We start from the raw sequence: 14,614 nt of genomic DNA, 5'->3' as shown, positions 1-14,614 counted from the left end.
CGGCTTTTTGGGGGGAATGTTGCCCTGAGGGTGGAAATCAGCGGCTTGGACGTCGTCCAAAGTCCTTAAGACGGAAGCCAAAGAGTAACAACATTCCGAAGTAGACCACGCCGCTGGCGGCCAACACGCCTGCTAGCCAGGCCGCGCGCAGGCCTGCATGGGCCTGCAACCCGAGCCAGTCGATACGGCCATCCGCGTACCAAAGCAGGGCGGCCAATGCGGCCAGCGCAGGCAGCAAACGCAGCGCAAACACCGTCCAGCCCGGCCCGGGCTGATACACGCCACGGCGGCGCAGGCCAATCAAGAGCGCCAGCGCGTTCAGGCAGGCGCCCAGCCCGATGGCCAGGGCCAGGCCGGCGTGCGCCATGAAGGGCACCAGAATCAGGTTCATCACCTGCGTCAAAATCAGCACGCCGATGGCGATTTTCACGGGCGTGCGGATGTCTTGCTTGGCGTAGAAGCCCGGCGCCAGGATCTTCACCGCCAACAGGCCGATCAGCCCTGCGGAATAGGAAATCACGGCAAGGCGGGTCTGCAGCACGTCCTGGGCGGCAAAGGCGCCGTAGTGGAACAGCGTGGCGACCAAGCCATCCGACAGCAGCGCCATGCCCACTGCGGCGGGCAGGCCCAGCAACAGCACCAGACGCAGGCCCCAGTCCAGCAGCGCGCTATAGCCGCCGTGGTCATCGCGGGCGTGGGCCGCCGACAGGCTGGGCAGCAGCACGGTGCCCAGCGCCACGCCCAGCAAGGCCGTCGGAAATTCCATCAGCCGGTCGGCGAAAGACAGCCAGGTCACGCTGCCCGGGGTGAGCCAGGTGGCGATATTGGTGTTGATCAGCAGCGAAATCTGCGCCACGGACACCCCAAGCGTGGCGGGCGCCATCTGCTTGAGGATGCGCTGCACGGTGGGGTCGGCCCAGGCTTGGCGAAAACGCAGCGAAAAGCGCGGCGTCAGCCCAAGGCGGGCCAGCGCCACCCATTGCACGGCCAGCTGCGCCACGCCGCCGATCATCACGCCGATGGCCAGTGCGTAGACGGGGACGTCCATGCGCGGGGCCAGCCAGATGCAGGCGGCAATCATCGACAGGTTCAGCAGCACCGGCGTGAACGCGGGCACGGCAAAGCGCCGCCAGGTGTTCAGCACGCCCGAGGCGAAGGCAATCAGCGACATGCAGAAGATGTACGGGAACATCATCCGCGTCATCCAGACGGCGGCCCCGAACTCCGTATCGCGGGCCGCCCCGCGCAGGCCGCTGGCCATGGCGGATACGACCCAGGGTGCGGCGACGATGCCGATCAGCGTGATCAGCATCAGGGTGGCCGTCAGCAGCAGGGCCACACGGTCCAGCAAGATGCGGACTTCTTCTTCCGACCGCTTGTTGCGCGCGGCGCCAAGAATCGGCACGAACGCCTGGGCGAACGCGCCCTCGGCGAACAGGCGGCGCAGCAAGTTGGGGATACGGAACGCGACCCAGAAGGCGTCGGTGATGGGGCCGGCGCCAAAGGCGCGGGCAACCAGGATGTCGCGGATCAGGCCGGAAATGCGGGACAGCAACGTGAAGCTGCTGACAGTGGCCGCCGAACGAAACAGGCTCATGGATGGGACTACGTAAAAAGTGCGGGCCGGCCCGAGACGGACTACGAGAAAAAGGCGGTCAAACAAAAAAAGGCAGGCCCACGTCGTGGGCCTGCCTTTGTACTACATCACTTCGGCGGCATGCGGATGGCGCCGTCCAGACGAATCGTTTCGCCATTCAACATATCGTTCGTGACGATGCTGTAGACCAGCTTGGCGTAGTCTTCCGGGCGGCCCAAACGGGCGGGGAAGGGGATGCTGGCGGCCAGCGAATCCTGCACTTCCTGCGGCATGCCGAAAATCATCGGCGTGCCGAAGATGCCCGGGGCGATGGTCATGCAGCGGATGCCCGTTTTGGCCAGATCGCGGGCGATCGGCAGGGTCATGCCGGCGACACCGGCCTTCGACGCGGCATAAGCCGCCTGGCCGATCTGGCCGTCGAAGGCGGCAACCGATGCCGTATTGATCATCACGCCGCGTTCGCCGGTGGGCTCGGGCGTGTTGGCGCTCATGGCTTCAGCGGCCAGACGCATCATGTTGAAGCTGCCGATCAGGTTGATCGACACGACCTTCTGGAACAGGTCCAGCGGGTGCGCGCCGTTCTTGCCCACGATCTTGGCGGCGGGCGCGACGCCCGCGCAGTTCACCAGACCGAACAGCGAGCCCAGTTCCAGGGCAGCGGCAACGGCGCTCTTGCCGTCGGCTTCCTGCGTCACGTCGCAATGCACGTAGCGCTGGCCCAGTTCCTTGGCCAAGGCCTGGCCGGGCTCGTCCTGCACGTCGGCGATGACGACCTTGGCGCCATTTTCCACCAGCATGCGCACGGTGCCTGCACCCAGGCCGGACGCGCCGCCCGTAACGATGAATACCTTGTTCGCGATTTCCATGTCTCTACCACCAGATCAGTTCAAGGGAAGTTGTGCGGCGCGGCAGGCGCCGAATGCGACAAGGCCTTCGGGCCGGTGCCGGAGCGCAATGCGTCCAGCCGGCGCCGAAGGCCTTTGGCCATCAAGGCGCCAATCAGCTCTTGACGGCTTCGAACAGGCGCGACTTGATTTCGTCGACAGCGCCCACGCCCGAAATCTTGCGGTACTTGGGGGCTTCGGCGGCGCTTTGCTGCGCCCAGGTCGAGTAGTAATCGACCAGCGGACGGGTTTGTTCGCGGTACACGGACAGGCGATGGCGCACCGTTTCTTCGCGATCGTCGTCGCGCTGGATCAGGTCTTCGCCGGTGACGTCGTCCTTGCCTTCAACCTTGGGCGGGTTGAAGCGGACGTGGTAGCTGCGGCCGCTGGGCTGGTGCACGCGGCGGCCGCTCATGCGTTCGATGATGTCTTCTTCGGGAACTTCAATTTCCACCACGTAGTCCAGCTTGACGCCAGCGCTCTTGAGCGCATCGGCTTGCGGGATGGTGCGGGGGAAACCGTCGAAGAGGTAGCCGCTGGCGCAGTCAGGCTGCTTCAGGCGGTCTTGAACCAGGCCGATGATGATCTCGTCGGAAACCAGACCGCCGGCATCCATGACCTTTTTGGCTTCAATACCCAGCGGCGTGCCTGCCTTCACCGCGGCTCGCAGCATGTCGCCGGTGGAGATTTGAGGAATGCCGAAGTGTTGGGTGAGAAACGCGGCCTGGGTGCCTTTGCCGGCGCCGGGGGGTCCGAGCAAGATAAGACGCATGAGTGCTCCTGATGGGGTTTATTTTTTGTGATCCGGGGGATTATGCCGCAACGCAGCAGCCAATGCGGGGCTGCGCCATGCGAAATAACCCTTACATCTGTTTGCTGTAGATCAGCCGGACGCGTTCCAGATCCGCCGGGGTATCTACCCCTGCCGCGGGAGGGCTGGACGCCCGGTGTACGACGATTTGATGGCCATGTTCCATGGCGCGCAGTTGTTCCAGCGACTCGAACCGTTCCAGCACGCCTTGCGGCAGGGTCGGGAAGCGGCGCAGGAATGACACGCGGTAGGCATACAGCCCGATGTGATGCCAGGCGGGCAGGCCGTCGGCCAGCACGCGTTCGCCCGAAGCCAGCGCGTCGCGGGCCCAGGGGATGGGGGCGCGCGAGAAATACAGCGCGCGGTCGTCGGTGGCGCAGACGAGCTTTACGACATTCGGGTTGAACAGCGCCTCGGCGTCGGCCAGCGGGCAGGCGCAGGTGGCGATATCGGCCTCGGGGCAAGCCTGGAGCTTGGCCGCGACGGCGTCGATGAGTTCGGGTTCGATCAGCGGTTCGTCGCCCTGCACGTTCACCACGATGGCGTCATCGGGCAAGCCCAGCTGGTCCACCGCTTCCGCCAGCCGGTCGGTGCCGGTGGGGTGATCACTGCGCGTCATCAGGGCGGTCAGGCCATGGGCCTGCACGGCCGCCTGGACGCGGACGTCGTCGGTCGCGATGAACAATTGCGACGCGCCCGACAGGGCGGCACGCTCGGCAGTGCGCACGACCATCGGCTTGCCGGCGATGTCGGCAAGCGGTTTGTCGGGCAGGCGGGTCGAGGCGGTACGCGCCGGGATCAGGGCGATGAAGCTCACGGTAGCGGCGTGTCAGTGGGCAGCGGGGGCGTCGTCCAGCGCGCGCGCTTCGGACTCAAGCATGACGGGGATGCCGTCGCGCAGCGGGAAGGCCAGGCGGTCGGCGCGGCAAACCAGTTCGGCTTGCTGGCGGTCGTGTTCGAGGCGGCCCTTGCACAAGGGGCAGACGAGGATGTCGAGAAGTCGGGATTCCATGACCGCGATTCTAAAACAGTTTAGGTAGCCGATGGACCGGCACGTCCTGGGAGAAGTCCGATTTTTGCGGGTCTGCAAACGCCGTCCTTACTCGTTTGGTTAATTAATGTCATGAATTGAATCGGCATTTTCAAAATTCGGGACGCATCCCCGCTATGATCCGCCGCGTTTCTACGCAAAGGGAAAGTAGCGAGATGGATTCCAACACCCTCAAACTGGGGTTGATGCTGATCATTCTGGTGTGGTCACTGATCAGCTGGATTACGTACATGATGCGGCGCAGCGATAACAAGGGAGCGCTGCGCGAACTCAAACATGAAGGTCAGGCGTTGCGGACGTTGTCGGCGCAAGAAGCCGCCATGGTGCAGCCGTTCCTGGTGTCGCCCGCGAATCCCAAGAAGACGGCCAGCCTGGTCAATGACAGCGTTTTCCCGCTCAAGGGGGCGTTCGTGCGGCACGGTCTTGAGACCGGCCAGGGCGGGTCCACCATGCATGACACCCTGGGTGGCGTGGATGTGGTGCTGCCCTATGACGCCCGCGACTTCCTGCGCGAAGACAATGTGGCCGAAGTCGTGATGACCGAGAAATTCGCCATCGTCGTCGCCTTGAACGGCGAGTTCGACCTTGCGGGCGGGCGCGAGCGCGAACAGCGCCGCCAGAAGCAGGACCAGCAATGGGCCAGCGGAAAAATCGGGGCGTTGCAGGATGTGGCGCCGTTGGACACGCCTGAGCCGCAGGCCGAGCTGCACACAGATCGCCCCACCGGCACGCCGGCAGGCAAGGCCTCCGAGCATGACCTTGCCGAGGCCGTGCGCGTGGACATTCTGAACCAGCGCGACGAAACGCCCGCCGAAATCGCAGAGCGCCAACGGCCGGGTATCGCGTTCTGGATTGCCATGGTGTGGCTGTTGGCTTTTATCGGCTTGGCGATAACGGCGGCGGATGGCGGCGTGGCGTTCGCGGGCGCCGCGGCTGCGCTGGCGGTGCTGGCCCTGTGGCTGACCTGGCGCCGTCGCAAGCCCGATGCGCCGCAGAAAGTGAATCGGGCGCGCGGCGAGCTCAATGTCATCGTGCTGACCAACCCTGAAAACTCGCAGGCCGTGTCAACGCAGCTTTTCCTGGGCGACAAGTTGCCCATCAAGCTGCCCGACCATTGGCGCAGCACGATGACTTTGCCCGACGACGGCCGCATCGACGTCGACATGCGGGTGCAGGATTACTCCGTCGTGCGCATGGACAGCAACTACTCGCTGGACGAAGAGCAGCGCCTGTTTCCGCGCGTATTCTGGGGCAGGCACGCCACGCTGACGCTCGTGGGCCTGTTGGCGGGCGGGGCGTTGTTGCTGACTGCAGACAATTTGAACGGCGACGCCGCACTCACCAGCGCCTGGGTACGCGGCGCGCAACCGCAGCAGTTTGATTCGGCCGCCGCGTTGGCCAAGGATCTGCCGGCGGTCGGCACGGTCGTGTCGCTGCGGGGAAGCGCGCGTTGCGAATTGCAGTCTGACGAAGCCGTGAACCGGGTGGCGTTCGATTGCAGCCAACTGCGCTGGGAGGGCAGCCCGCCCACACTCGCCCCGCTGGCCGTCGACGAGCCACTGCTGCGGCTGTACACCGGCGCGTTCCTGAAAACCAAGCCCAACCCGATGATGGATATGTTGATCCGCAGCCAGGCGCTGGGGCAATCACGCAATGACCCGATGGCGCTCTACAGCGCGCGATCGGTCACGGCGGCGAACGTGATCGGGTTGACCAAGACGGTGCAGGGCATCGAGGCGGCGTGCGAGTCGGTGACCGGCGACGCGATCTCGGCGTGCGACGCGCTGAAGCATGAATTTGTGGAAAACATCATGCTGGCCAGGGAAGAGCCGGAATCCTGGCTGGAACTGCTGAAGCTTGCGGAAGCGGGCACGTTCACCGCCAAGGGCCGTAACGACGAAGGCGTGATGCTGTCCCCTTCGATCAAGGCCGTGCAGAGCCGCGCGCGAGCCAGTGCGGAACCCGCAGTCAGGGCAGCGTTGGACCGGGCGTCCGGACTGGCGAAGGCATCGCAACGGGGCGGGGCGGTGCTGCGGGTGTTGCCTGGCCCGCATGCTGTGTTGCCCGAGCTCAAGCACAGCGGCATGAATGACCCGCTGGCTGCATGGGAACAGCAAAAGCGCATGTTTTCGCCGGAAGGCGCCATGCCGTTCTCGGTTAACGGCCTGGTTGTGCACGTGGGCAGCGACGCCTCCGGCGCGCCAGAAATCACCATCGACGCCACGCGCAGCCTGGACAACCCGTGGCCGTCTGCCGCACGCATGGCGTGGCTGCTGCTTGCCGCATTGCTGGTGCTGGTGCATGCGCCGTTAGCCGTGATGCGCAAGCGCGCCGCGTCCATGCGCGAGAAAGCCCTGCTGGAATACGCACAACGCCGCAGCGCCGCGAAAACCGCGTTCTTTTAACGCTGGACGCGGGCGGGCTGGCGCAGAGCCTGCGCCAGCCAATCAAACAAACCCGGGTCTGAAAACGCGGCCTCGACCGGCACTTCCCACAAACGCGCGTCGTGCAAGGCGGCGCACTTGATGGCGTCCTTGGACGTGACCAGGATGGTGTCCGCCGCCAGTGTCTGGAAGGGGGACTCGGCGTAATCGTGGTGGTCGGGCAGGGGCAGGGTCGCGTCCAACGTGATGCCCGCTACACGCAGCGTCGTGAAGAAGCGTTCCGGGTTGCCAATGCCGGCGGCCGCCGCGATGCGGGGCTGCCCGGCATAAGCAGACAAGGGGCGCGTGGCGCCCGTTTCGATCTGATGCGTATCGCCCGGTTCCAGCCACATTCGCACCTGGCGGGGCCGGCCATTGCCGGTGTTGGCCGGCCGGCCGTCCGCCGTGCCGATGTTCGTCACCACCACATCCACATCCTGCAAACGGCTGGCGGGTTCGCGCAAGGGGCCGGCGGGCAGCAAACGCCCGTTGCCCACGCCGCGCGCATCCTGCACCACGATTTCGATGTCTCGGGCCAGCGCCAGATGTTGCAGGCCGTCGTCAGAGACGATGACATCGACCTCGGGGTGGGCCTTCAACAAGGCCTGCGCCGCCAGTGCGCGCTTGGGGTGTACGGAAATGGGGGCGGCCGTGGCGCGGGCGATCAATGCGGGTTCATCGCCAAAACGGGCCGCTTCCAGCGCGCCGGCCCCCACGCGCGCGTCGGGGCCGATCTTTACGCCGTACCCCCGGCTGACGACGCCCGGCGTGTAACCGCGTGCGCGCAGGCCTTCAACGGTGGCGATGACCATGGGCGTCTTGCCCGTGCCGCCGACGTAGACGTTGCCCACCACCACCACCGGCACGGGGGCGCGGTAGCTGGGTTTGGCCCCGCTGAGATAGGCGGTGCGCTTGCGCGCCACTGCCCACGCGGTCAAGGCGGACAGCGGCAGCAGCAAGGTCGACAGCCAGCCGCCATGCTGCCACTGGCGGGCCAGCAGCGAAGGGGACGAACGCGGATTGCTCACCGGGTGGTCTGGGCGGCGAAGTTGACGCGGCCGATGCCCGCCAGGCGGGCGGCTTCCATGATGTTGATCACGGATTGATGGGTGGCTTGGGCGTCGGCATTGATGACCACCAGCGCATCGGGCTTGCCGGCGGCGGCCTGACGCAGCGCGTCGGCGATTTCGGGCGGCGTGGACACGTCGATCAGCGTGCCGTTCAACGCATAGCGCCCATCCTGGCTGACGGCCACTTCCAGCGCGGGCGGGGTGTCTTGCTCGGACGAGGCTTGCGGCAGCGTGACTTTCAGCTGCGTGAAGCGTGCGAACGACGTGGTGGCCGCCAGGAAGATCAGGATGACCAGCAAAACGTCGATGAGCGGAATCAGGTTGATGTCCAGCTCGTCGCGATCACCCCGTGAGCCGCGGAAATTCATGAACGCCCCTCGCGGGCCGCAGAATGCGACGACACGGCGCGCACCAGGCGCGACGCGGATTGCTCCATGGCGCTTAGATAACCGTCGACGCGGCTGCGCAGGTAACGGTGCGCGATCATGGCGGGAATGGCGATCAGGATGCCAAAGCCGGTGTTGTACAGCGCCATCGAGATGCCACGGGCCAACTGCGCCGGGTCGCCGCCGCCAGGGGTGTAAGAGCCAAAGATTTCGATCATGCCGACGACGGTGCCGAACAGGCCCATCAGCGGCGCCACCACGGCAATTGTGCCGATGGCGGGGATGTAGCGGCTAAGGTCGTGCGCAACGGCGCGGCCCGTGTCTTCGACCACGTTGCGCAGTTCTTCGCGGGGCAGATGACGGTGACGCATCACCTCAGCCAGCACGCGGCCCAGCGGGGAATTGCGTTCCAGCCGGTTGATGGATTCCGGGGTGTCCTGATGATTGCGCAGCATGTCGGCGACCTGTTCATTCAGGCCACGCGGCAGGATCAGGCTGCGGCGCAGCGACAGGAAGCGCTCGAAGATCAGCGCCAGACCCAGCACGGAGGTGGCCAGCAGGGGCCAGATAGGCCAGCCGGCCTCGCGCAGAATGGATAGCAAAGCGTTCAACTCCTGGGGGAATCCGGGCGCGCAGGACGGCGCGTGCAGACGTCTGATCAAGACGAAACTGTAACGGCGCGGCGGGCTTGTGGCAAGGCGGACAAGTGCCGGAATTATCCACAGAAGTTGTGGATAATTCTGTGTAAAACTCTGCCGAAACGCTTGTGGGCACGGGGCTGGCGCTTGTTTGCTTCAATTGAGCGCAACTGGGTTTTTATAAAAATCCTATAAAAATCAGCACCTTGTGCGGAATTTATTGGCTGTCAGGGCCGCCGCTGCAAAAATCTGTGAACGCGGTATCATTGCGGCCCGCTACGTATGCCCTGTGGACAGGTACGCATCGGAAAGCCCCATGACAATTGAATTTGCAGTCACAAACAACGCATTCACGCGGGATATCCTGACAGTTGCCCAGCTAAACCAAGCAGTGGGGCAGTTGTTGGAGCGCAGCATCCCGGCGTTATGGGTGCGCGGAGAGATTTCCAACTTCACGCAGGCGGCATCCGGGCATTGGTACTTCACGCTCAAGGACAGCCGGGCCTCGGTGCGGGCAGTCATGTTCCGAAGCCGCGCCAGTGCAGTCGGTTTCGTGCCGCGCGCAGGCGACCAGGTCGAAATTCGGGCCAGGGTGTCGCTGTACGAGCCCCGGGGCGACTACCAGTTGCAGGCCGACGCCATGCGGCGCGCCGGGCTGGGCAATCTATATGAAGCATTTCTGCGGCTGAAAGAGCAATTGGCCTCTGAAGGCCTGTTCGATCCTGCCCGCAAGCGCGAGCCCGTCCGGCTGCCGCGCGCTATCGGGGTGATTACCTCGCTGCACGCCGCGGCGCTGCGCGATGTGTTGTCGGCGCTGGCCCGGCGTGCGCCCCAGGTGCCCGTCATCATCTATCCGGCCCCGGTTCAGGGGGCGGACGCGGCCGGCAGGCTCGCCGCCCAGGTCCGCCTGGCCAACGAGCGTGCCGAAGTTGACACGCTGCTGCTGGTGCGCGGCGGGGGCAGCATCGAAGACTTGTGGAGCTTTAACGACGAAGATCTGGCGCGTCAGGTCGCGGCCAGCGACATTCCCGTGATCAGTGGCGTAGGCCACGAAACCGACTTCACCATTGTGGATTTTGTGGCGGACGTGCGTGCACCCACCCCCACTGCCGCCGCCGAACTGGCTTGCGTGCCCAGGTCAGAGTTGATGGGCCGGGTCATGCAATCGGCCCAGACCATGGTGCGAGGCCAGCAACGCCGCCTGGAACGCGCCGCGCAGCGGCTGGACCGCGCGTCGGGCCAGCTGGTGTCGCCCGCGCAACGGCTTGAGCATCAGCGCGAACGGTTGAATGGCCTGCGCTTCCGGTTGGCGTCTGCGTGGTCGGGTCCGCAAGGCCGGCGCACGGCGCGCGTCAATCTGCTGGCGCAGCGTTTGACGCATCGCGTGCCTGATACCGGCCGCGCGGCCGATCGCCTGGCCAGCGCCACGCGCCAGCTCGGCCAGGCGCATGCGCGTCTGCTTGTCCAAGGCCGTAACCGGCTGGCGGCAGCCTCCGCTCAACTGCGTGCGCTGGACCCCGGCAATACCTTGTCGCGCGGTTACGCCATTGCGCGCGACGCCGATGGCCATATCGTGCGCGACGCGTCTGCCTTGGCGGCGGGCCAAGCACTGGACCTGAGCTTTGCGCAAGGCGGCGCCCAGGTTGAAGTTCAGCAAACCCGCAAGACGCGCGACCCCGGCTGATGCTTTCGTCGGGTTGAACCCGGCCCAGTAATCCGCGACCCACGGGCTGTCCGACCCACTGACTTTTCAATGCACTGACTTTTCAACGCACTGTCTTTTCAACGCACTGACTTTACGACGCACTCTAAGGCGACGCGATGCAGCACAAGGCAAGCAAGGCTTGGATAACCGGCGTTCTGGCCGGCGCGGCAATCGCGATGGGGCCCCCGGTATTCGCACAGGCCGAAGCGGCTGCCTCTGAAAGCGTAAAGGTCGACCCGACCGCCGTGGAATCCAGTAAAGCCCAACAAGTGGCGGACCAGCCTCCAAGCAAACCCTGCGACTGCGAATCGCTTTACCGCGAATACAAAACCGCCGATACGCCGCAAACGCAGGCGCTGTTTGCCGCCGTCCGTGCAAGCGACGCCGACGCGTTCCTTGCCGCGCTGCCTGCGGTGGATCATCCCGGCAACTACGCCCTGGATGGCATTCCGCTGCTGCATGCCTTGCTGATGCCGCCGCGCGCCTTGCGCGCCAAAGACGTGTACTGGAGCATCACGCCGGAAGACGCCGCCAATATCCGCAAGGCGTATCAGGCGATCTTGCCGGCCCGCACCCGCATGCTGGCCGCGCTGCTGGCCACGAAGCCCGCGCTGGATGACGTCACCTACGAATCGCGTCGGCCGCCTCTTCATCTGGCCTTGCTGTATGGCACGCCCGAGATCATGGACAGCCTGCTTGCCGCTGGCGCAAAGCCAAACCAGCGCGGCGATGAAAACCGCACGCCTTTGGATTTCCTGCTGAACCGCGATTTTGAATTTGCCGTGCGCATGACGTATCTGCCGCGCATGGTGGATCGCGCGTCGATGACGCAGATGGTGCTGGCCTTGTTCAAGGCCGGCGCGGCCAAGCCCTTTGCGGATTTCGAACCTGACGTGGCGGACTACCTGGCGTGGGGGCCGATGGTGGAATTGACCGAAGGCGCCGCGCCCTTGAAAGCCTTGGCCGCAACCGGCAGCAAGCCCGCCTATGAAGACGGCCTGACCGCATTGGCGTTGGCGGCCTACCTGGGTAACGCCGGCGCGGTACCCGTGCTGATGGAGTTGGGCCCGCGCCATATTTCCGCAACGAGCTACGGCGAAACCGGCGGGCGCGACGTCTGGCTGGATGCCGCACAAGCCGCGGTGGCAGGCGGCCACCCCGACATTGCCGCGCAATTGCTGCGTAAAGGCATGCCGTTTACGCAGCATGGCCCGCAGACGCGAGGCAGCGCCATGGTGTTCACGAAGTTGGAAATGCAGGCGCGGCCGATCATGAATCTTGCCGCGCGGCAGGGTGACGTGAAGACGCTGCAACGCCTGCTGGAATTGGGTGCAGCCGTGGACGGCGATCCGCTCGATGAGTATGGCAACACGCCGCTGGCCGAAGCCGTCCAGGCCCGCAAGCCTGATGCCGTCAAGCTGCTGCTGGCGGCGGGGGCGGACCAGCGCGTCAAGCGTGACGGCTACGACGTGAAGTCGGCAGTGGATGTTGCCCTTGAAGCCGGCGATGCGGCCACGCTGCGGCAGTTCGCCGATGCCGGATTCGATTTGAAGTCGTTGGGGGCGAACGCCATTCGTCGTGCGCTCGAGAACCGCGACACGGCGCTGGCCTTGATGCTGATCGACGCGGGCGCGTCCATCGAACTGCCGCGCGACAGCGCCGGCGACCCCACGCCCTTGTTGATATTGGCCGCCACCTCCGGCCAGGCGCCGGTCGTCGACGCCTTGCTGGCCAAGCGTGTCGACCCGGCAGGCCTGGCGCCCCATGGCGAAAGCGCCTTGTATTGGTTGATTGGCCGGCAGGACACCGCGATGTTGGATCGTCTGCTGCGCGCAGGCGCCAAGCTGGACGACCCGCGCCTGCCGCGCGCGCCCGCGCGGTATGCCTTGTTGAACGCGGCAGTGGCCTCGGGCGATATGGCGCTGGTGCAGCGGGTCAGTCAGGCCACGGGGCAACGCATCGCGGACGCGTGCGTGCCGGAACGCGGCGAGCTCAATCTGTTGGACAAGCCGGGTTTCTTTGCGCAATTGCGGGCGGCGGGCTTTACGGGCGAGCAGGGCGCGTGCGCGCGCGACGCCGCGCCGTTGCCGCAACGCATCGTGTCGCAGTTGCTGCACAGCCGGCAGTTGATCGTGGCGCGGCAGGGTGAAGTCGTGCCCATGCTGCAATGGGTGCAGGCGTCGCACGGGGCATTGGACGCGGTGCTCGACAATGGCCAAACGCCCTTGATCGCCGCCATCGAGCTGGGCCGCGAAGACCTGGCCGACGCGATGTTGAGCGCGGGCGCGCAACCGGATTTGGCTGACGCGGCGGGCCGCAGCCCGGCTTGGGTGGCGCTGGAAACGGGGCAGCCCCGCATGCTGGCCTTGCTGGCGCGTCACCATGCCCGTTTCGACAATGCGTCTGCGCCGCCGGGGCAAACGTTTTCGTACACGCTGGCGTGCCAGTCTGCGCCCGCGTTCGCAAAGGTCTTGCAAGACGCTGGCGTGTCATTGACTGCCACGTGCGCACCGCCCGCGCCAGCGCCGCGTGGCAGCGCCAAAGCCGCCAGCAAATCCACCGATGCTTCCGGTTTGCCTGGCCACTACTCACTGCGTGGCGTGCGGGAAGTGGGCAGCGAATTGTTGTTGTCGCATGATGGCAGCTTCGACTACATCATGAGCTACGGCGCGGTCGATATCTCGGCGCGCGGCACGTGGCGCAGCGACGGCAGACAGGTGTTCCTGGACACGCCGCCGATACAACCGGATTCCCCCATCGCGGCGGTGCATGCCGAGGCGGGGGCGGCAAGCGCCGATCCCCTGACTGTGCGCGTGTACTACCGCGACCGTCCCGTCAAAATCGATGTCGCGATGTCGTCGACGGATGCCGACTATGGCGGCGGGCCCCGCTCCTCGGAAGGCGCGGATGGCGTCACGGCGCCGATCGCGCCGGGTACGTTGAAGGCCTTGTCCGTGTTCCTGCCGCTGCCCTCGGGCGCGCGCTGGCATCCGGTTGATATCAGCAAGATTGATGCCGGCGCACGGGCCATCCGCATCGATGTCGAGGTGCCTGAATCGGCCGCCGGCACGCCGATGCACAAGACGTTCACGCGGCACAAAGACGGCGCGCTGGTGGAGTTTAGCGCGGGCAGGGAACTGCGATACGAGAAAGAGTAGCGTTTACAAAATCAATGCGCGCCATCGCATAAGCACATGCATCCGTTAACCCCGCACAGGCGCGGGTTTAACAAGGTATCCTCATTAGTTGCCGATACAATTGAACGGCTTGATCGTGCACTCAACAGAAGGAACCAACACATGGCACATACTCTTCCCCCCCTGCCTTACGAACTGGACGCGCTGGCTCCGCACATCTCCAAGGAAACGCTGGAGTTCCACTACGGTAAGCATCACCAGACGTACGTCACGAACCTGAACAACCTGATCCCGGGTACGGAATTCGAAACGCTGTCGCTGGAAGACATCGTGAAGAAGTCCTCGGGTGGCATTTTCAACAACGCCGCTCAAATCTGGAACCACACGTTCTACTGGAACAGCCTGGCCCCCAAGGCCGGCGGCGCACCCTCGGGCAAGCTGGCTGACGCCATCAACGCCAAGTGGGGCAGCTTCGACGCTTTCAAGGAAGCGTTCAACAAGTCGGCAGCCGGCAACTTCGGTTCGGGCTGGACCTGGCTGGTCAAGAAGGCGGATGGTTCGGTTGACATCGTCAACACCAGCAACGCTGCTACCCCGCTGACCACGGCCGACAAGCCGCTGCTCACCTGTGATGTCTGGGAACACGCGTACTACATCGACTACCGCAACGCGCGTCCCAAGTATCTGGAAAACTTCTGGGCCCTGGTGAACTGGGAGTTCGCCGCCAAGAACTTTGCCTGATCGGTAAAGCGGGGCGACGCCGCGACCCTTGCGTCGCGGCCCCCGACCAAACCCCTTGCGCACCGCAAGGGGTTTTCTTTTTGCGTTCAGGAAAAATTCAGCTGACAAAAACCTGTCGATTGTCGAATTCATTGCGAAGAAATGACGAAGAAACACCCTTTTCTTTAGGGT

12 protein-coding genes are annotated in these 14,614 nt (G+C 64.9%); 4 read left to right on the top strand and 8 right to left on the bottom strand.

Going from position 1 to position 14,614, the window contains the following annotated elements:
- Nucleotides 1–37: 37 nt before the first annotated feature.
- The 5 genes from murJ to HV765_RS08420 all read right to left on the bottom strand — a co-directional run bounded on the left by murJ (nt 38) and on the right by HV765_RS08420 (nt 4,304).
- Complete coding sequence (gene murJ / locus HV765_RS08440) at nt 38–1,597, bottom strand: murein biosynthesis integral membrane protein MurJ (RefSeq protein ID WP_054424953.1); 1,560 nt, start codon at nt 1,595–1,597, stop codon at nt 38–40.
- Nucleotides 1,598–1,704: 107 nt separating this feature from the next.
- Nucleotides 1,705–2,463 carry a 3-hydroxyacyl-CoA dehydrogenase gene (locus HV765_RS08435; protein ID WP_054424954.1) on the bottom strand — a complete coding sequence of 253 codons (759 nt, stop codon included), beginning with the start codon at nt 2,461–2,463 and terminating at the stop codon, nt 1,705–1,707.
- Nucleotides 2,464–2,596: 133 nt separating this feature from the next.
- Nucleotides 2,597–3,253 (bottom strand): adenylate kinase, encoded by a 657-nt coding sequence (gene adk, locus HV765_RS08430; protein WP_054424956.1) that lies wholly within the window; start codon nt 3,251–3,253, stop codon nt 2,597–2,599.
- Between the two features lie 91 nt (nt 3,254–3,344).
- Nucleotides 3,345–4,109, bottom strand: coding sequence for a 3-deoxy-manno-octulosonate cytidylyltransferase (gene kdsB / locus HV765_RS08425; RefSeq protein ID WP_175169376.1), 765 nt, complete (start codon nt 4,107–4,109; stop codon nt 3,345–3,347).
- Between the two features lie 12 nt (nt 4,110–4,121).
- Complete coding sequence (locus HV765_RS08420; protein WP_054424959.1) at nt 4,122–4,304, bottom strand: Trm112 family protein; 183 nt, start codon at nt 4,302–4,304, stop codon at nt 4,122–4,124.
- A gap of 194 nt (nt 4,305–4,498) precedes the next feature.
- Between HV765_RS08420 and HV765_RS08415 the strand changes: the two genes are divergently transcribed.
- On the top strand, nt 4,499–6,748 hold the full coding sequence (locus HV765_RS08415; RefSeq protein ID WP_175169375.1) for an IgaA/UmoB family intracellular growth attenuator: 2,250 nt from the start codon (nt 4,499–4,501) through the stop codon (nt 6,746–6,748).
- Here the strand turns inward: HV765_RS08415 and lpxK are convergent.
- Genes lpxK through HV765_RS08400 form a run of 3 tightly spaced genes read right to left on the bottom strand, consistent with a single transcriptional unit; the run spans nt 6,745 to nt 8,824 of the window.
- Nucleotides 6,745–7,794 (bottom strand): tetraacyldisaccharide 4'-kinase, encoded by a 1,050-nt coding sequence (gene lpxK, locus HV765_RS08410; RefSeq protein WP_175169374.1) that lies wholly within the window; start codon nt 7,792–7,794, stop codon nt 6,745–6,747. The two genes, HV765_RS08415 and lpxK, sit on opposite strands and share 4 nt — an antisense overlap.
- Entirely contained in the window at nt 7,791–8,204 is a 414-nt protein-coding gene (locus HV765_RS08405; protein ID WP_054424966.1) for an ExbD/TolR family protein, read from the bottom strand. Before HV765_RS08405 ends, lpxK begins: the two co-directional genes overlap by 4 nt.
- Nucleotides 8,201–8,824 (bottom strand): MotA/TolQ/ExbB proton channel family protein, encoded by a 624-nt coding sequence (locus tag HV765_RS08400; protein ID WP_054424968.1) that lies wholly within the window; start codon nt 8,822–8,824, stop codon nt 8,201–8,203. Before HV765_RS08400 ends, HV765_RS08405 begins: the two co-directional genes overlap by 4 nt.
- 352 nt (nt 8,825–9,176) lie before the next feature.
- Here HV765_RS08400 and xseA point away from each other — a divergent pair, with 352 nt between their 5' ends.
- The 3 genes from xseA to sodB all read left to right on the top strand — a co-directional run bounded on the left by xseA (nt 9,177) and on the right by sodB (nt 14,443).
- Entirely contained in the window at nt 9,177–10,544 is a 1,368-nt protein-coding gene (gene xseA, locus HV765_RS08395) for an exodeoxyribonuclease VII large subunit (protein ID WP_175169373.1), read from the top strand.
- A 137-nt stretch (nt 10,545–10,681) separates the two neighbouring features.
- On the top strand, nt 10,682–13,723 hold the full coding sequence (locus HV765_RS08390) for an ankyrin repeat domain-containing protein (protein ID WP_254600499.1): 3,042 nt from the start codon (nt 10,682–10,684) through the stop codon (nt 13,721–13,723).
- Between the two features lie 141 nt (nt 13,724–13,864).
- A complete protein-coding gene (gene sodB, locus HV765_RS08385) occupies nt 13,865–14,443 on the top strand; it encodes a superoxide dismutase [Fe] (protein ID WP_006227881.1) in 579 nt (192 codons plus the stop codon).
- The last annotated feature ends 171 nt before the right edge of the window (nt 14,444–14,614 follow it).

It is taken from the genome of Achromobacter kerstersii (genome assembly GCF_902859595.1).
In the GTDB taxonomy this organism is placed as follows: domain Bacteria; phylum Pseudomonadota; class Gammaproteobacteria; order Burkholderiales; family Burkholderiaceae_B; genus Achromobacter; species Achromobacter kerstersii.
Note: the sequence above shows the minus strand (reverse complement) of the source record. Positions and strands in the feature narration are given on the sequence as shown.